Origin of the sequence: Pseudoduganella flava (assembly GCF_007830495.1) — a bacterium.
In the GTDB taxonomy this organism is placed as follows: Bacteria; Pseudomonadota; Gammaproteobacteria; order Burkholderiales; family Burkholderiaceae_D; genus Rugamonas; species Rugamonas flava.
This window is the reverse complement of sequence record NZ_VLKW01000003.1, coordinates 44,337-63,266: the sequence shown is the minus strand read 5'-3', so window position 1 is coordinate 63,266 and position 18,930 is coordinate 44,337. Positions and strand designations below refer to the sequence as shown.

Below are 18,930 nucleotides of genomic sequence, written 5' to 3'. Positions count from 1 at the left end.
GCAGGCGCCGCGCCGGTCACGTGAACGCGATGCCGAGCTTCTTCTGCGCGCGGGCAAAGCCGGCCGCGTTGACCAGCGGCGCATAGCGCGCCAGCGCCATCTTGCTGCGGGCCCGATCGAACAGGGCCACGGCCCGGCCCGTATTGTAGTGGCGCGACATGAAGCTGAAGCCGTCGAAGCGCGACGGGTTGCTGAACACGGCGCGCGCCCATTGCTGCGGCATCGCGTAGTCCGGCGTTCCCGTCAGTTCGGCCGAACCGCCCAGCCGCTTCAGCTGCGCGCCGGACAGGTCGAGCAGGTGCAGTGGGTCGCCATCGAAGTACAGTGCGTAGCGCCGCTGGAAATGGGCCGCGGTGAGGCGGAACTGCCCTTGCACGGGTACCTCGTCATGCAGGATCGATTCGGCCAGGGCGACTTCGAGCGACGTGCCGAGATAGCAGGCCGCATATTCCGGAAAGCCGTCCTTGCAGCCGGGCGCATCGAACCGGTTGTTTCCCGAAACGCCGAAGAACGGCTCGCCGTCCGTGTACGCGGACACGCGTACCAGGCGCGCCGGGTGAAGATGCTGGATCGGCAGCGCCGTTTCGAACAGGATGGGGGGAGGCGGGCCCAGCGGGCTAGCGCCCAAGGTTACGCTCCCGATATTCCGCCGCCGCACGCAGCGCCTGGGCACAATCGCCGCGTTCGACCGCTTCGAGCGGGGTGCGCTCGCCGAGCGAATACTTGGGGGTGGTAAAGAAGTTCCATTTGACGTCGCCCGGCAGTTCGCCGAGCTGCACGCTGACCTGCTCCAGGTCGCGCCGGTGGCCGGCGCTGGTGGCGAAGAACGCCGGGTACCAATGGGCGCCGCCGGTGCCATCGACGCGGAACAGACGCTTGTCGCGGATGGCCTTACTCAACGCCTGGCGGCTGATGCCGAGGCGGGCGCACAGGTCGGCTGAGTCGAGCAGCTCGCCTTGCGCATGCAGCGTGGCGCGGCGCCGCATGCCTTCATCCTGCAGGCGGGCCATCAAGCCGGTGTTGTCTTCCTCGATCACTTCGGGCGGGGCAATGTCATGCCCCATCAGGCGCTGCAGCAGGCGCTTCACATCGGCTACCGCGACGGGGCCCTGCTCACTGCTGCCGCCGGCGACGGGGCCGTGCAGCTTCACCAGCACATAGCCTTCCTTGCCGAGGTCGATCGCATCCTCGATGGCGGCCGGCGCCAGCGATTCGGGCGATACCCGCCGCAACATCGGCGTGGACTTGCCGGGGTGAGTGGGAAAAACTTGCTTCTTGATCACGTTAGCGGTCACGGCCTGCCTCCAGCGCAGTGGTTTACCGACAGTGTATACCTTTATCGCCCCATGTCAACCATGTCAACCGGGCGGGAAGGATGTGACCTTGTTACCGCCCGCCGCGGGGCATCGCCACCACGTTCGACCAATCCTCGGCGGGCGGTGGCGTTTCCTGTGTGTCGCCCAGCACGACCGTCAGGTCCACGAAGCCCTTGCGCCACGCGCTTTCCAGGTCCTGCTCGATCGCTTCCAGCGTCGTCTGGCCCAGGTTTGCGAAGCCGCGCACGCCGTAGGCGCGGTTGCGGCCATGCGCCTTCGCCAGATACAGCGCCATGTCGATCAGGTTGACGGCGCGCTCCCACGACAGCGGCATGCCGCCCGGCGCCAGCGGATACGGCGCGAAGCCGACCGACACGTTCACCTGCAAGGTCGCGCCCTGGTAGGGCACGGTCGCCGCCGAGATGCTGGACAGGATGCGGCGCGCCACGTCGTCCAGGCCGCCGCGCGACACGGATGGCAGGAACGCCAGGAATTCCTCGCCGCCCCAGCGCACGATCATGTCCGTCTCGCGCAGCGCGATGCGCAGGCGCTCGGCGATCATCTTCAGCACGGCGTCGCCGGCCGCGTGGCCATAGGTATCGTTGATGTGCTTGAAGTGGTCGACGTCGAGCAGGAACAGCGCACCGACCAGGTCTTCGCCGCCGCGGCGTTCCACCTGCGCATGGCCGCGCATGAATTCCTGGAAGTGGCGGCGGTTGTACAGCGACGTCAGCGGATCGAGCGCGCTTTGCTGCTTCAGCTCTAGGTTCTTCACTTCCAGCTGCGCGTAGGCGTGCCGCACCTTGCGGTACAACAGGCCGACCACCGCGGAGGCCAGCGCGAACACGACGGCCAGCAGCCACCAGATGCGCTGCTGCAGCCGGCGGTTGTCCAGCTCCGCGCCCTTGACGCGGTTATCCTGCCGCAGCGCCTCGATCTGGCGCTGCTTCTTTTCGGTGTCGTACTTCTGCTGTAATTCCAGCACGGCCTTCTGGCGCTGTTCGGCGAACATCTCGTTGGAGATGCGGCGTTCCCGATGATAGGCATTCACGGCGCCGGCGAAGTCGCCCGCCCGCTCCAGCGCGGTGCCGTATTCGAGCAGCACGCCCTGCAGTTCGGGCTTGTTGCCGTTCTTCTCGTATTCGTCCAGGCCCGCCTCGAAGTGCCGCTTGCCCTCGGCCACGCGGCCCATGCCGAGATACGCCTGGCCCAGGTTGATGCGCGCGGTGGCCAGGTTGAGCGGGCTGTTGATCTCCTGCGACGCCTTTATCGCCTGCTGTGCGTAGTCGGCCGCGCGGCCGTAGTCGCGATCCTTCAGGTAGCTGTCGGCCAGGTTGACGAGCGTCGTCGCGATCATCTGGCGCGCGCCCAGCCGGCGTTCCACGGCCAGCCCTTCCAGCAGCGCACGGCGCGCGCGCTCGTACTGTTTCGCCTCGATCGCCAGGCCGTATTCGGTGGACAGCGCGATCGCCAGCCGCCCCGGAGACTTCATCCGCTTGGCCACCGTGACCGATTCGCGCTGCACTTCCCAGCCCTTGTCGTACTGGCGCATGTCCGTGTACAGCAGCGCGAGGGCGTTCAAGGCGGAAGCCAGCGGCACCGCGTCGTCCGTCACGGCGCGCGACAGGTCGGTGGCCACCTGCAGCTTCGCCAGCGCGGCGGGGTAGTTGCCCTGTTCCTGGAACGACTGGCCGGCCGTGATCGTGGCCTGCACGCGCAGCGGCATGTCGGCCGTCGCCTGCGCGATGCTTTCCGCCTCGAAGGCCGCCGCGTGCGCCGCCGGCAGCTCGTTCAATTCAGACAGCGCGTAGGTGCGTGTCAGCAGCCCCTTGGCCAAGGCGACGTTGTCGCGCTCGTTGCGGCCGTACGCGACCAGTTCATCGGCCAGCGCGAGCGCGCGTTTCGCATCGCCGGTGCGGCGCACGGCGCTGCTGTACAGCGACAGGAATTCTGCGCGCGTGGCCGGCGCGGCCACCCGTGCCTGCGCCTCGATCCGGCGCAGCCGGGTCAGCGCATCGTCCGGCACGAAGCGCACCGTTTCGCGCGTGGCGGCCAGTTCGGCGTCGAGCGCCGGCTGGCCCCAGGCCAGTGCGGGCGCAATCGCCAGAGCAAGCGCCAGCGCGGCGGCGGAGCGGCGTGCGAACGGCAGGATGCGGAGGAAATGGAGAGGCAGGGCAGGGGCCACGTAAGGTCCTTAAAGCAGCGCGCTGGGGCTGGGCGGCTGTCGGAACATTATAGGCTTGTTGCTTGATAGTACGGTTCAGGCGGCTTGAATTTCCGTGAATTCGTGACTTGTCCGAGCATTTCCGCAACACAGTTATCGGCTTGCCATTGTCGGGGTGACAAAGCAGGCCGGCGGCCTCACGCCGCCAGCTGCTGCAGCAGGTACAGGCGCTGGTACAGCCCGCCCTCGATGCGCATCAGCGCGTCGTGCGAGCCCGATTCCTCGATGCGGCCGTGGTTCAGCACGACGATGCGGTCGGCGTCGCGGATCGTCGACAGCCGGTGCGCGATCGCGATGATCGTCACCTGGCCGCGCAGCTCGTCCAGCGCCTCCTGCACGATCTGCTCGGTGGCGCTGTCGATGCGCGACGTCGCTTCGTCCAGCATCAGGATGCGCGGCTCGCCGGCCAGCGCGCGGGCGATCGCGATCAGCTGCTTCTGGCCGGACGACAGGCGCGAGCCGCCTTCGCCCAGCACCGTGTCGTAGCCGTTTTCCAGCGCCAGGATGAAGTCGTGCGCGTGGGCGGCACGGGCCGCCCGCTCGATGCGCTCGAACGGCAGGTTGCGGCCCATGTCGATGTTCTCGCGGGCCGATGCGGCCAGCAGGAACGGGTCCTGCGGCACCAGGCCCACGCGCGAGCGGAACGTGTCGTGGTCGATCTCGTCGAGCGGCACGCCGCTCATCAGGATGCTGCCGGGGCGCGCCGGGTAGTAGCGCAGCAGCAGCGACAGCAACGTCGACTTGCCCGAGCCGGTATGGCCGACGATGCCGTAGAACGCGCCCTGCGGGATCTGCAGCGTCACGTCATGCAGCACCTTGTTGTCGTCCACGTAGGCGAAGTCGAGGTGGCGGATGTCGATCGCCGGCGCGTTCGCATCGCCCGCTTCGTTGGCCGCGCCGTCGCCACACTTGCCATGCTCCGGCGCGCCCGGTTCGTCCAGCAGCCCGGCCACGCGCGCCGTCGCGACGACGGATTGCTGCAGCTGGCTGAATTGCATCGTGATCTGGATGAGGGGTTCGATCACGCGGGCGATGTAGCTGATGAACGCATACAGCACGCCCACCTCCGCCGCGCCCAGCGCCGCGCCGCCGGCGCGCAGGCCGAACAGCCAGATCACGGAGGCCAGCAGCACCACGTTCAGCATGTCCAGCGCCGGCCGCAGCAGCCACGCGTTGGCGCGGATCTCGGCCACGCGCTGGGTGTAGTGGTCGTCGTTGGTGCGGGCAAAGCGTTCGCCGAAGCGGCGCTGCGCATTGTTCGCCTGCAGCACGCTCATGCCGCCGATCGATTCGGCCATCTGCGCGTTGATGTCGCTGCGCAGCTGGCGCGCCTTTGTCACGGCCGGAGCGGACAGGCGCTGGTACAGCAGCACGATCAGCAGCACGAACGGCATCGTCGCCACGACGATCGACATCAGCCGCCAGTCCAGCCACGCCATCGCGAGGATCATCCCCGTCAGCACGATGGTGCTGTCCAGGATCACGAACAGCACCTGCACGTACAGCTGCTTGACGGCCTCGGTGTCGTTCGTCACGCGCGACACCAGCTGGCCCGTGATGGCGCGGTCGAAGAACGCCATCGGCAGCCGCAGCACGTGGCCGTACACCCGTTCGCGCAGCCGCTGCACGGAGCGCATCGCCAGGCCGGACAGGCGCACCAGCTGCAGGTAGCGCAGCCACGTGGCGATGGCGCCCGTGACGAACACGCCGCCCAGCAGCAGCGCCATCGCCGGCCAGTTCGCCACGCGCGGCAGCAGGTAGTCGTCGATCAGGCGCTTGCCCAGCAGCGGCGCCACCACTTCCAGCCCGGCCGCGCAGGCCAGCCACAGCACCGCCCACCAGAGGTGGTGCAGGTCCGGGCCGGCCGAGTCGCGCAACAGGCCGACGGCCTGCCGCATCTGCTGCGCGTGCGCCCGCTCTTGTCGTTCAGCTTGCATCGAGGCTTGCCTCCAGTTGTTGGTAGCGCCACTGGCTGGCATACCAGCCGTCCTGCGCCAGCAGTTCGTCGTGCGTGCCCCGTTCGACGATGCGGCCGCGTTTCAGCACAACGATCTGGTCGGCGCCGGCGACGGCGGACAGCCGGTGGCTGGCGATGATCGCGCTGCGCACCGGGCGCGCGCGGCGCAGTGCTTCCAGGTGTTCGAGGATGCGCGTCTCGGTGCCCGTATCGACGGCGGACAGCGCGTCGTCCAGCAGCAGCAGGTCGTTATCGGACAGCAGCGCGCGGGCGATCGCCACGCGCTGGCGCTGGCCGCCGGACAGCGTGATGCCCCGTTCGCCCACCTCCGTCTCGTACTTGTGCGGGAACAGCAGGATGTCGTCGTGGATCGCCGCCAGGTCGGCCGCATGCTCGATCTCGCTACGCGTGGCCTCCGGATTGCCGAGCGCGATGTTCTCGGCGATCGACGCGGAGAACAGGAACGATTCCTGCGGCACCCAGCTGATCGCGCCGCGCAGCGCCGCCAGCTGGTAATCCTCCAGCGCGTGGCCGGCCCAGCGCACGGTGCCGGCGCGCGGCGCCAGTTGGCGCAGCAGCACGCGCAGCAGCGTCGTCTTGCCGGCGCCGGTGGGGCCGACGAGGCCCAGCGTCTGGCCCGGCAGCAGGCGCAGCGACACGTCCGTCAGCGCCGGCTCGTCGTGGCCAGGGTAGCAGACCGTCAGGTGCTCGATGGCCAGCTCGCCCGGGCGCAGGTCCTGCACGGTGCCGTGGTCGGCGATCGTCAGCGGCGCATCCAGCATCGGCTGCAGCCGCGTCCAGCCGGCGCGGCCGCGCTCCAGCAGCGACAGCACCCAGCCGGCCGCGAACATCGGCCAGATCAGCTGGCCCAGATACATCGAAAAACTCGTCAGCGCGCCGATCGTCAGCTGATCGGTCCACACGAGGTAGCCGCCCAGGCCCAGCGACAGACCGGTGGCTGCCGCCAGGGTCAGGCCGACGGCCGGCTCGTAGGCCGCTTCCCAGCGCTGCGCCGTCAGCGCGGCATCGGCGGCCTTGCCCGCCAGCTCCGCGAACGTGGCGGCGCTGCGCCGTTCCAGGCCCAGCGTACGCAGCGTGCGCACGCCGGTCAGCGTTTCCTGCACGTGATCGTTCAAGGCGGAGAAGCGCTTCAGCGAATCCGCTTCGGCCGTGTGGATGTGCGACGAGATGCGCCAGAACGCATACGCCATCAGCGGGAACGGCAGCAGCGCGAACAGCGCGAGGCGCCAGTCGACGCCGAGGATCATGACGCCGATGACCATCATCAGCGACAGCGTGCCGTCGAAGCCGGCCAGCATCGCTTCGCCGGCGGCCTGCTCGATCGCATCGATGTCGTTGGTGGCCAGCGCCATCAGGTCGCCGGTGCGCTGCTTCTGGTAGAACGCGGGGCCTTGCAACGTCAGGCGGCGGTAGAAGCGGGTACGCAGTTCCACGCCGAGCCGGTACGCGGCCGAATACAGGCGGATGCGCCAGGCCACGCGCAGGCCGTAGTTGGCCACGCCGACCGCCAGCAGCAGGCCCACGCCCTGCACCAGGTCCGCACGCGTGAGGCGGTGCGCGGCGAGGCCGTCGACCAGTGCGCCGATCTGGCGCGGAATCCAGATGCCGATGACGGCGACCAGCGCGAGCATCACGCCCGCGCCCGCGTAGGCGCGCCAGTGCGCACGCACGAAGCCGACGAGGAGGCTCGATAAACTCATGACATATCCTTCACGAAGCTCGCTAGGATACATCAGGCCGGCGGAACGCGCCGGCCGGGTCCGTGTGGGGCGGCCGGGCGGGAGAGGAGGGGGCCGGCGCCGTTATCCGGCGCCGAATTGTGCGCTGATTTGCGTGCTTATTTACGGGACTTCTGGCCCGGCACCGACTTCAACGTCGTGGCAGGCTTGTCGGCCAGCGCGGCGACGGCTTCGGCCACCGGCTTCGCGGCCGGCTTGCTGCGCACCGTCTTCGGCGCGGGCGCCGCCTCGCCATCGAACAGGGCGGCGGTCGATGCGGCAGGCGTGTTGTCGGCTACGGCTTGCGCCACCTGCTCGACGGCGTCCGTCACCGCATCGGTGGCCGGCTGCGCATTGTGCGCGGCCTGGGCCAGCGTATGGCTGGCAGCTTCGACGGCACTGCCCGCGGCCGCGCTGGCTGCGTGCGTTGCCTGCGCGGCCGTGTCGGCAACGGCGTGCGTGGCCGCCTGCGCCGTATCGGTGGCGCTGCGGGTGACGGCCTGCGCGCTGTCGGTGACCGATTGCGTGACCGCCTGCGCCGTGTCCGTGACGCCATGGATGGCGCTCTGCGCGGCCTGCGCCGGCACTTGCGTCACCGCCGGCGCGGCCAGCACGAGGGTCTTGCTGGGCAGGTCGCTGAAGCGCTCGCGTGCCGACTGCAGCAGTTCGACTTGCGTCTTGCTGGCGATCGTGAACAGCTCGCGGCCATAGGCGAACAAGCCCTCGATGGCGGACAGCGGACGGGCCAGTTCCAGTACCGCCCGCGCATCCTTCGCTTCGAGCAGCTGGCGCGTGGCGGCCGCGCTGCGTTCCGCGGCATTGCGTGCCGTGCTGAGGTTCAGTGCCACCACCTGTTCGGCGCCGTCGACGGTTTTCTTCAACACGTTGTTCAGGAAATTGAGCTGGCTTTCAAACTGGGATTTGCTCGTTGCGGATAGTTGCTCGGTAATCGAAGACATAAGCTCTCCTGGGAACGATGGATGGTGCGATGCAATAAAGGCATTCTAGCGATGAAACAAGGCCTTGGAAAGCGCTTTGTGTGTGAATTCGTCAGTTAATTTATGCACTGCAACATCGCCGCGCAGAGAGAAACAAGGCACCTCACGGACGCGTAACAGGCGCGGCGGCACGCGTTGCATTGTGGCGCGTGCTCTGCCTACAATCGACCACCCCAATGCCGAAAGGTTCCGATGGATATCGTGATCCGCAATGCCACGCTGGCCGATGGCCGCACCGAAGTCGACATCGCCGTGCAGGATGGCCGCATCGCCGCCGTCGCGCCGCGCCTGCCCGTGCAGGGCGCGCGCGAGATCGACGCGCAGGGCGACCTCGTCACGGCGCCGTTCGTCGACGCCCACTTCCACATGGATGCCACGCTGTCGTACGGCCTGCCGCGCGTGAACGCCAGCGGCACGCTGCTCGAAGGGATCGCGCTGTGGGGCGAGCTGAAGCCCGCGCTGACGCAGGAGGCGCTGGTGGAACGGGCGCTGCGCTACTGCGACTGGGCGGTGGCGCGCGGGCTGCTGGCGATCCGCACGCATGTGGACGTGTGCGACGACCGCCTGCTGGCCGTCGAAGCGCTGCTGGACGTGAAGCGCCGCGTCGCGCCGTACCTGGACATGCAGCTGGTCGCGTTCCCGCAGGACGGCCTGCTGCGCAGCGCCACCGCGTTCGCCAACCTGAGGCGGGCGATCGGCATGGGTGTCGACGTCGTCGGCGGCATCCCCCATTTCGAACGCACGATGGCCGACGGTGCCGAATCCGTGCGGCTGCTGTGCGAATACGCGGCGCAGCAGGGCCTGATGGTGGACATGCACTGCGACGAATCGGACGACCCGCTGTCGCGCCACATCGAAACGCTGGCCGCCGAAACGCACCGGCTCGGCTTGCACGGGCGCGTGGCGGGCTCGCACCTGACGTCGATGCATTCGATGGACAACTACTACGTCAGCAAGCTGCTGCCGCTGATCGCCGAGAGCGGCGTGGCGGCGATCGCGAACCCGCTGATCAACATCACCTTGCAGGGCCGGCACGACACGTACCCGAAGCGGCGCGGCATGACGCGCGTGCCGGAGCTGATGGCGGCCGGCGTCACCGTCGCCTTCGGCCACGATTGCGTGATGGACCCGTGGTACGGCATGGGTTCCGGCGACATGCTGGAAGTGGCGCATATGGGCCTGCACGTGGCGCAGATGACGAGCCAGCAGGCGATGCGCGCCTGCTTCGCCGCCGTCACGGAGAACCCGGCGCGCATCCTCGGCCTGGAAGGCTATGGCATCGCTCCCGGCTGCCATGCCGACCTGGTGCTGCTCGATGCGGCCGACCCGGTCGAAGCGATCCGGCTGCGCGCCGCGCGGCGCGTGGTGATGCGGCGCGGGCGCATCGTCGCCGAAGCGCCGCGCGCCGTGGCCCGGCTCGACCTGCCGGGCCGGCCCGCGAGCGTGGACTTCCGTCACACGGGAGGAGCGCGATGAAGATCCTCGAGACATCCCGCCTGCGGCTGCGCACGATGCAGCCGGACGATGCGCCGTTCTACCTGGAGCTCGTCAACGATCCGTCATGGCTGGAGAATATCGGCGACAAGGGCATCCGCACGGTGGAGCAGGCGCGCAGCGCGATCCTGTCCGGCCCGATGATGCTGCAGCGCCGCCTCGGCTACTCGCTGTACCTCGTCGAGCGCAAGGAGGATGGCGCGGCGCTGGGCCTGTGCGGCCTGATCCTGCGCGACACGTTGCCGGGCACCGATATCGGCTACGCGATCGCACCGCGCTACTGGGGCCAGGGCTACGCCTACGAAGCGGCGGCGGCCGTCGTCGACCACGCCCGCACAACGCTGGCGCTGCCGCGGCTGTACGGCATCACGAACCCCGCCAACGCCCCGTCGATCGCGCTGCTGCAAAAACTCGGCCTGCGCTTCCTTCACCGCACCCGCTTCCCGCTGGAAGAACGCGACACGAACGTCTACTGCCTCGAATTCCCCCGTCAAAACATTTCCTGAATTCGGGGACTGTCCCTCGTTTCAGGAAACTTTTTTGCGACCGCACATCACGTTCGCGCGATCGCACGCAAACGCGTGCCGATCCGCTGCGATCCCTCGCGCCTTCGTGACACGCTGACCGCGCGGCGCCACGAAGTTTCCAGAATCGAGGGACAGTCCCCTGTTGTTTTTTTTATCGAGGGACAGTCCCTGTTGTTGTTTAGCGACCAGCTCATCTATTGGCTTGGGGCTTCGCGGGGAAGAACCACGTCAGCGGGCGGTGCACGCGGGCGGCCCATGACAGTTCGTTGTGCACGCCGCCTTCGTCTTCGACGTACAGCAGGTCGGTGCCGGCGCGCCAGCCGTTGGCCAGCAGTGCCTTGTGGAAGGCGCGCGTCGCTTCGATGCCGTCGGCGGCCGTGCCGGCGTCCACGTAAAGGCGCACCGGCAGCGCGGCGCGGCGTGGGGCGGTGGCGATCAGCGTGCCATTGTTCCACCAGAACGAGCCGGAGACGATGCCCGCGTGGCCGAACACGTGCGGGTAGCGCTCGGCGATCGCCAGGGTGGCGAGGCCGCCGAACGAGGAGCCCATCAGCGCCGTGTCGGGCTTGCCGGGCAGCGTGCGGTAGCGGCCGTCGATGTAAGGCTTGACCGTGTCGACGAGGAAGCGGCCGTAGTCGTCCACCTTGCCGCCGCCGATGCGCGGTTCGCAGCATGGCGTGTATTCGTGCGCGCGGTCCGGCGTGTTGTCGATGCCGACTACGATGATCTCGCGCATGCGTCCCTCGGCCGCCAGCCGGTCGGCCACTTCGTCCACGTGCCACTCGGTCGAATACGCCGTCTTGTCGTCGAACAGGTTCTGGCCGTCGTGCATGTACAGCACCGGATAGCGCTTGCCGGGAGTGGCGTCATAACTCGGGGGCAGCCAGATGCGCAGCTTGCGCGTGTTGCCCAGCTGCGGCGACGCGAAGCCGTCGACGATTTCCAGCCGTCCGCGCGGTACTGGTGCCATGGCTGGGGCGCTCGTCGCGAGCAGCCTGATGCCGTGGATGTCGATGCGGTTCATCGGCCCGGCCGCGCCGCCGGCATCCTTGTACGTGGCGTTCGACTGCAGGCTGCTCATGTTGACGAAGTCCGCCAGCTCCACCGCGTACGTGCCGGGCTCCAGACGCGCCGCCAGTGGCGTCGAGTACACGGTCTGCCCGGCCGGGGAGTGCGGCAGCTGCACAACACCTTCGGCGCGCACCTTGCCCGCCGCGTCGCGCAGCACCAGCCACTTCACGCCGCCGCTGACGCCCAGGTTCACCTGATGCGCATTGTTGCGATACGCGACCTGCACCTGGTACGCGCCCGCCGCGCGGACCGCGATGCCGCCGGCACGCAGCGTGTCCGCCGGTGCGCCCCAGCCGCGGATCACGCCATCGGTGGCCGGCACGCTGGAGACGATCCGCGCGTCGCCCGCCGCCAGCGCGATCGTGCCGCCCGTGCATACCGGCTCGCTGTGGTGGCTGCGGTTGCCCGATGCCGTGTACACCGCCTCGGCCGCATAGCACGCCGCCGCGGCAGGCGTCTTGTCCGTCCACGTCGCCCCGCGAACGTCGCGACCGACGAGGCGCCCGTCCCGATACACGTTGTACGTGATGCCCGCTGCCGGCGCGGCGGCGAACGCCAGCCTGCCCTTTGCGGCGCTAGTGATGACGGGCTCGCGCGGCGCGAACACGGCCGGGTCGACGTCCATCGGCTGCGCCGCCACACGCGTGATCTTCTGCCGGCCCGGCAGCATGTCGCCCAGCTGCACGACGATCGTATTGGTGTCCGCCAGCTCGCTCCACTTGATGTCGCCGCCGACCGGCTTGCCGTTCAACAGCACCTGCTGCACCGGGTAGTAGCCGGTCTCGAAGCGGGGCGCCGGCAACACTACCTGCACGTCGATCCTGTGCCCGCGCAGCACCAGGCCGGAAAGCGAGGCCGTGGCGCTGCCCTGGAACGCCTCGTTGCGCAGCTTCGACGTGATGAACGGCTTGACGGCGATGCCGTCGTGCGTCGTCGCGATGCCGAACACGCCGCCGACGATCGCGCCGACATAGCCGCCCACGGACCACAGCTGCCGGCGCGAATTGACGACGGGCCCGGACAGGTCCTTGCCATCCTGCCGGAGCGCCAGCATCGGCCGCCCCGTCAGCCACTCGAAGTTTTCCATGTTCGATGCGTTGACGGCCGCCGCGCGCAGCAGCGTGTCGTATGCCGCATCGGCCACCGCCACGTTGTGCATCCGCGCCGCCGCCTTCAGGCCATAGGCCGTCACGAACGGCCAGATCGCGCGGTTGTGGTACACCGCGCGGCCCGGCTGCTGCGGCCAGATCACCGGCGCGCCCATCGGCCCGTGCGGATAGTGTGCGAGGATGCTGTCGGCCTGCTCCGCATCGGCGACGCCGGTGACGATCGCCAGCGCCTGCCCCAGCCAGTCGAACTGGTACTGCGGCGCCCCATCGAAATGGCCGGCCGTGACGCTGCTGTACATGCCCGCGTCGGGCAGCCATAGCCGCGCATTGATCGCGTCCTTCAGCGCGGTGGCCCAGCCGGCATAGCGCTGCGCCGTCGCGGCATCGCCCTGCTCAAGGGCCAGGCTGGACGCCAGCGTCAACGCCTTGTAGTGCGCCACATTGGTCGACAGCGCCTTCGACGTGGCCATGCTCGCCAGGCGGTCCGGGATCCAGCTCGCGTAGCTCTGCTCGCGCCAGTCGAGGAACGATTCCTCGCCGTTGTACAGGCCCGCCGCCGCATCGAACGCCGCCACGCGATCGATCTCGATCGTGTTCTTCAGCGCTTGCAACGCCACCGGAACGAGCGCGGCGCGCTCGGCGGCCGGCAGCGCCTTCAGCGTCTCCTCGGCGCCAAAGGCCCACGTGACGCGGTCCGTGCTGACAGGCCAGCTGCCGCCGCTGCCCGTGTCCTGCACGATCTGCAGGCCGTCGGCGGTGCCGGGCACGCGCTCCGGTTTCGTCACGCCGGCGCGGTAGCCGGACAGCTTGAATTGCAGCGAGTTGCGTACCCGTTGCGGGTCCAGCAGCGCCAGGCCCAGGTGCGCCGCATAGGACAGGTCGCGCGTCCACACGTAATGCCATTTCTCGCCCGTCTCGAAGCAGTCGCACGGGATCGGCTGGCCGCCGTTGTAGCTGTCGTCGCGGATCGCCGCCACGCTGTCCTGCCGCATCTCGGCCAGTGCCATCGCGAACAGCGCGTCGAACGCCACGTTCCCGCTGCGCACGCGCGGCAGGTTGGCATGCTCGGCGTAGGTGACGGATTGCGGATCGCCGTCGCGCAGCCGCATCGTCGTGCTGTGCGTGTAGGTGCGTAGCGGCGCGTTGTCGTCCGGCGTGGCGAAGCGCACCGCCTCCTGATGGCCCCAGCTGCCGAAGGACACCGGCAGTTCCGTCGCATGGGCGCCGGCGGCGATCAGTGCGCCCAGCAGGGCGAGATGGGGTCGGTTCATTGCAGCTCCAGGATGAGGGCGGTGCGTGCCGGCAGCGCGATGCTGCCCGCGAGTGGATAGGTTTGTCCGGTGATCACGTCGCGCCCTTGCGTGACGCCGTGCAGCATCTCGCCGAAGCGCGCCGCATCGAGCGTGACGGCTTGCCGGTTCTTGTTCAGCGCGACCATCACCTTTGCCTTGTCGTCGTAGCGGAAGAACACATAGGTGTCCTGTTGCGGGCCGAAGTGCATCGTGCGGCCAGCGTGGATCACGGTGGCGCCCTTGCGCCAGTTCAGCAGCTTCTTCACGAACGCCTGCGCTTCGCGCTGCTGGCGCGTCAGGCCCGCGCCGGTGAACGCATTGACCTTGTCGCCGGCCCAGCCGCCGGGGAAGTCGCGGCGGTACGACGCGTCGTCGCGGCCTTCCTTCGTGCTCGGCATCAGGATCTCGGTGCCGTAGTACAGCTGCGGGATGCGCGGCGCCGTCAGCACATAGGCCAGCGCCATGCGGTACAGGCCCATGTCCTCGTTCAATACCGTCCACGTGCGCGGCAGGTCATGGTTCCCTTCGAACAGCACGAGGTTGCCGGCGTCCGGATACAGGTAGTCGAGGGCCAGCGTTTCGTACAGGTCGTTCAGGCTGAAGGTGCCGAAGTTGCTGTCCGCCGCCGCGCTGGCCAGGCCGCGGCGCAGCGCATCGTTCAGCGGGAAGTCCATCAGCGACGGCAGCTGCGACGGCGGCGCGGCACCGACACCGTTGCTGCCGCGCTGCCAGCGCGCGACGACGGGCACGCGCGTGCTCCACTCCTCGCCGACGAGGTTCAGTTGCGGGTACTCGTCCATCACGCGGCGCGACCATTCGGCCAGGAAGGCCGTGTTCGAATAGCCGTACGTGTCCACCCGCAGGCCTGACAGCCCCGCATACTCGACCCACCAGATCGTGTTCTGGATCAGGTAGTTGGCGACGAACGGGTTGGCCTGGTTCAGGTCCGGCATGCCGCGCGAGAACCAGCCTTCCGTGAAGTTGCGCGCGTCCGCGCGGCTGCCGTACGGATCGTTCAACGCGACGCGGTGGTGCTCCGTCATCACCGGCTGGCCGCCATGGCTGATCCAGTCCGGCATCGGCATGTCGCGCATCCACCAGTGGCGGCTGCCGATGTGGTTCAGCACCACGTCCTGGATCACGCCGATACCTTTGTCGCGGGCGCGGGCGACGAACGTGCGGAAGTCCTCGTTGCTGCCGTAGCGCGGGTCGATCCGGTAGAAGTCCGTTGCCGCGTAGCCGTGATACGAGTAGGCGGGCATGTCGTTTTCCACCAGCGGCGTCGGCCAGACCTGCGTGTAGCCCATGTCCGCCACGTAGTCGAGGTGCGCCGTCATGCCGGCCAGGTCGCCGCCATGGCGCCCGCCGCCGCTGCCGCGCTTGGCCTGCTCCAGCAGGCCTGGCACGCTGTCGTTGGACGGATCGCCGTTCGCGTACCGGTCCGGCATCACCTGGTAGATCGTGTCGCGCGGGCCGAAGCCGCGCCGTTCCCGCGAGCCGGGCGCACGGGGCAGCAACTGGTAGCGGTGGCGCAGCACCGGCGCGGCGGCAGCGCCGGCGGCGGGACGGAACACGATATCGAAGGCGCCCGGCTGCGCATCGTCGCCCAGCGCCAGGTCGATGAACAGGTAGTTCGGATTGGCCGCGCGCGTGACGGCCGCGATACGTACACCCCGGGCGCCCGGCTGGTCGATGGCCGGCACCAGTTCCGCGATCGCGGTGCCGTGCACCATCAGCTGGACCGTCTTGTGGTGCATGCCGGTCCACCAGAACGCGGGCTCGACGCGGTCGATGCGATAGTCGGCGGCGTGAGCGCACATACCGATGAGCAGAGCGGGGAACAGCGCGGCGCGTACGAGCGCGTGTGGGAAAGGGCTGCGCGGCAGTCTCATGAGTCTCCTCTGTAAGTAGCGGAACTACAGGCTCTTGGGCGGCCGTTTTGATGGCAGAATACTATGTCTGCTGCGAGAATTCAAACCGGCGAGTCCGTCGACCTAGTTTTAATACAGCGCGGCGCTCGACGATCCCGTTTCGTTACAGAATTTCAGTGGAAACGGTTGTTTTCCATCATTTTCTGTAGTCCCACTACATATGTGTCTGTGACTCCCTGTAGCCTGCGTACAACGAAGGGCCTAGAGCGCCCCGGAAAACGGCCTATTTCCACGTAGTCGGACTGAACTTTAATTGACACTGCATCTAGTTTTAATACAAAATTCTTGCAGGACGTCTAAAAGAGCGGCCGCATTCCTTGGATTCCCGTGTAGTTCAGTTAAGTGTGCAGACGGGAAATATTCGTTTTGATTGTGAGGGGACTTCGATGAAATTCTTCGCGCCTGAGCGCAGCACGCGCACGGCCCTGCAACTGAGCCCGGTGGCCGCTGGCTGCGCACTCTTCATCGCCGCACTGGCCAATCCGGCCGCGGCGCAAGCACAGAACACTCCGGCGGCCGAGGCGCCGATGACCACCGTGACCGTGACCGGTATCCGGCGCGGCATCGAGGACGCCATCTCCGTCAAGAAGGATTCGACGTCGATCGTTGAAGCCATTTCCGCTGAAGACATCGGCAAGCTGCCGGACGTCTCCATCGCCGAATCCATTGCCCGCCTGCCGGGCCTGGCCGCGCAGCGCGTGGCCGGCCGTGCGCAAGTGATCTCCGTGCGCGGTCTGTCCCCCGACTTCGCCACGACCTTGCTGAACGGCCGCGAACAAGTCTCCACCGGCGACAACCGCAGCGTCGAATTCGACCAGTACCCGTCCGAGCTGCTGTCCGGCGTGACGATCTACAAGACCCCGGATGCGGGCCTGATCGGCCAGGGCCTGTCGGGCACGATCGACCTGCAGACCGTGCGTCCGCTGAACTTCGGCAAGCGCACCGTCGCGATGAACGTGCGCGGCGAAGGCAACTCGCTGGGCAGCATGGCCAACACGAAGTCGCTGGGCAACCGCTTCTCCGTCAGCTACATCGACCAGTTCCTGAACCGCACGCTGGGCGTGGCCGTCGGCTTCGCCCACCTGGAGTCGCCGGTGCTGGCGCAGGAAACCGGCATCTACGAACCGTGGAAGACGGAATCGCGCCCCGGCCTGCCGACCGGCACCACGACCACCGACGGCATCAAGGCACTGGCCCGCACCGGCTACAACCGCCGCGACGGCCTGATGGGCGTGATCGAATACCGTCCGAACAAGCAGTGGACCAGCACGATCGACATGTACGCGTCGATCTTCAAGCATGAGGACACGGCGAACCAGTTCGAGATCCCGCTGGGCGGCTGGAACGGCAACCTGCAACCGGGCCTGCTGTTCACGGACGTGACGAAGAACGGCAATGCGATCGGCACCGCCACCGCGAACAACGTTTACCCGCTGGTGCGCGGCATGTACACCAAGCGCCGCGACGATATCCGCGCGCTGGGCTGGAACAACGAATTCCGCATGACGGGCTGGAAGCTGGTGGCCGACGCGAGCTGGTCGAAGGCCAAGCGCGACGAACTCTCGCTGGAGAACAACCTGCAGCTGGGCGCCGTCAACGCATCGCAGTACCTGGACAGCGTGCGCCTCGGCTTCAACACGGGCGCGTTCCCGACGATGACGCCAGCGCGCAGCGATTACGCCAGCCCCGCCAACCTGTACCTGAAGGACACGATCTACGGCCCCGGCTACGGCAAGATCCCGTTCGTCGAGGATGAACTGAAGAGCGTGAAAGTGGCGGCCAACTTCCAGGCCCCGGCCGCGCTGGAAAACTGGTTCTCCGGCTTCGACATCGGCGTCAACTACAGCGACCGTTCGAAGGACAAGAGCCAGCCGGAAGGCAGCACGACGCTGAACGGCAGCCCGACGACGCTCGACCCGTCGCTGATCTACGGCACCGTCGACCTGGGCTTCGCCGGCGTCGGCAACGTGCCCGCATGGAACGTGCCGGGCGTGGTATCGAAGTACATGACGTTCAACCCGAGCGCAACGTCGGGCAACGTGATCCTGAAGACGTGGTCGGTGGAAGAGAAGATCTCGACCGCGTTCGCGAAGGCGAACATCGAGCACGAATTCGGCGACATCTCGCTGCGTGGTAACGTGGGCGTGCAGATCCAGCACACCAAGCAGGGTTCGGACTCGAACTACTTCAACGGCGCGCTGCCGGCGGGGAACCAGGTGCAGCCTATCCACGACGGCAAGTCGTACACCGACTACCTGCCGAGCATGAACCTGAACTTCGGCCTGCCGAACGACCAAACGCTGCGCGTGGCGCTGGCCAAGCAGCTCGCCCGTCCGCGCGTGGACCAGCTGCGTGCCGCGGTGGACTTCGGTGTGTCGGACACGACGCTCAAACCAGGTGCATCGGGCGGCAATGCGAAGCTGGACCCGTGGCGTGCCAAGGCGTTCGACGTCTCGTATGAAAAATACTTCGGCAAGAAGGCTTACCTGGCCGGCGCGTTCTTCTTCAAGAAGCTCGACACGTACATCTTCACGCAGACGAAGACCTACGACTTCTCGGCCTTCGTGCCGGGCACGAAAGCGAACACGGTGTTCGGCGACTTCAAGGCACCGTACAACGGCAACGGCGGCACGATGCGCGGCGTCGAACTGTCCGGCTCCCTGCCGCTGAACATGCTGACGCCGGTGCTGGACGGCTTCGGCATCGTGGCTTCCGGTACCTACACGGACAGCAATATCGCGATCCAGGAACCGGACGGCTCGATCGGCCAGAACATCCCGCTGCCGGGCCTGTCCAAGCGCGTGACGAACCTGACCGTGTACTACGAGAAGGCCGGCTTCGAAGCCCGCGTCAGCCAGCGCAAGCGTTCGGACTTCGTCGGCGAGATCGGCAACTTCGCCGCCGAACGTTCGCTGCGCTACGTGGTGGGCGAGAAGGTCATCGACCTGCAGCTGGGCTACACGTTCCAGAACGGCCCGCTGAAGGACCTGGGCATCGTCCTGCAGGCGAACAACCTGCGCAACGCCGCCTACGAAACCTACAACGGCTCGACGAACCAGCAGCTGGAGTACCAGAAGTATGGCCGTACCATCCTGCTGGGCGTGAACTACAAGTTCTGATCCGGCTGCATCAAAAGGCGCTGGTCGAGCACGGAAGTCAGCGAGCCCGATCGCGTCATTAACCCCAAGGCAGATGCCGGGGTCAGACCCGCCGGGTCTGACCCCAGGTCTTGCACTTGGGGTTTTGTTTTTTGCGCGGCACGCTGCCCATGT

The 18,930-nt window shown here is 67.6% G+C and carries 11 protein-coding genes; 3 read left to right on the top strand and 8 right to left on the bottom strand.

Annotated features, from left to right (window positions below):
• Positions 1–16 precede the first annotated feature (16 nt).
• From IP92_RS08505 to IP92_RS08485, 6 genes are all read right to left on the bottom strand, one after another.
• Positions 17–628 carry an RES family NAD+ phosphorylase gene (locus tag IP92_RS08505; protein ID WP_158206718.1) on the bottom strand — a complete coding sequence of 204 codons (612 nt, stop codon included), beginning with the start codon at positions 626–628 and terminating at the stop codon, positions 17–19.
• Positions 618–1,295 carry a hypothetical protein gene (locus IP92_RS29860; protein WP_158206717.1) on the bottom strand — a complete coding sequence of 226 codons (678 nt, stop codon included), beginning with the start codon at positions 1,293–1,295 and terminating at the stop codon, positions 618–620. The genes IP92_RS08505 and IP92_RS29860 overlap by 11 nt, the downstream gene beginning before the upstream one ends.
• Before the next feature lie 91 nt (positions 1,296–1,386).
• Complete coding sequence (locus tag IP92_RS08500) at positions 1,387–3,501, bottom strand: tetratricopeptide repeat-containing diguanylate cyclase (protein ID WP_229418690.1); 2,115 nt, start codon at positions 3,499–3,501, stop codon at positions 1,387–1,389.
• Positions 3,502–3,677: 176 nt separating this feature from the next.
• Positions 3,678–5,477, bottom strand: coding sequence for an ABC transporter ATP-binding protein (locus IP92_RS08495; protein WP_145874135.1), 1,800 nt, complete (start codon positions 5,475–5,477; stop codon positions 3,678–3,680).
• On the bottom strand, positions 5,467–7,218 hold the full coding sequence (locus IP92_RS08490) for an ABC transporter transmembrane domain-containing protein (protein ID WP_145874134.1): 1,752 nt from the start codon (positions 7,216–7,218) through the stop codon (positions 5,467–5,469). Before IP92_RS08490 ends, IP92_RS08495 begins: the two co-directional genes overlap by 11 nt.
• A 137-nt stretch (positions 7,219–7,355) precedes the next feature.
• Positions 7,356–8,195 carry a phasin family protein gene (locus IP92_RS08485; RefSeq protein ID WP_145874133.1) on the bottom strand — a complete coding sequence of 280 codons (840 nt, stop codon included), beginning with the start codon at positions 8,193–8,195 and terminating at the stop codon, positions 7,356–7,358.
• A gap of 231 nt (positions 8,196–8,426) precedes the next feature.
• Here IP92_RS08485 and IP92_RS08480 point away from each other — a divergent pair, with 231 nt between their 5' ends.
• Together IP92_RS08480 and IP92_RS08475 are read left to right on the top strand one after the other, a co-directional pair.
• Positions 8,427–9,710, top strand: coding sequence for an amidohydrolase family protein (locus tag IP92_RS08480; RefSeq protein WP_145874132.1), 1,284 nt, complete (start codon positions 8,427–8,429; stop codon positions 9,708–9,710).
• Positions 9,707–10,234 (top strand): GNAT family N-acetyltransferase, encoded by a 528-nt coding sequence (locus tag IP92_RS08475; RefSeq protein ID WP_145874131.1) that lies wholly within the window; start codon positions 9,707–9,709, stop codon positions 10,232–10,234. Before IP92_RS08480 ends, IP92_RS08475 begins: the two co-directional genes overlap by 4 nt.
• Before the next feature lie 211 nt (positions 10,235–10,445).
• Here IP92_RS08475 and IP92_RS08470 read toward each other — a convergent pair whose 3' ends face one another.
• Positions 10,446–13,706 carry an alpha/beta hydrolase-fold protein gene (locus IP92_RS08470; RefSeq protein WP_145874130.1) on the bottom strand — a complete coding sequence of 1,087 codons (3,261 nt, stop codon included), beginning with the start codon at positions 13,704–13,706 and terminating at the stop codon, positions 10,446–10,448.
• The gene (locus IP92_RS08465; RefSeq protein WP_145874129.1) at positions 13,703–15,619 is read right to left on the bottom strand and encodes a glycoside hydrolase family 13 protein; all 1,917 of its coding nucleotides are present in this window, start codon (positions 15,617–15,619) and stop codon (positions 13,703–13,705) included. The genes IP92_RS08470 and IP92_RS08465 overlap by 4 nt, the downstream gene beginning before the upstream one ends.
• 425 nt (positions 15,620–16,044) lie before the next feature.
• On the opposite strand from IP92_RS08465, the gene IP92_RS08460 reads away from it, so the two are divergent.
• A complete protein-coding gene (locus tag IP92_RS08460) occupies positions 16,045–18,777 on the top strand; it encodes a TonB-dependent receptor (RefSeq protein WP_145874128.1) in 2,733 nt (910 codons plus the stop codon).
• The last annotated feature ends 153 nt before the right edge of the window (positions 18,778–18,930 follow it).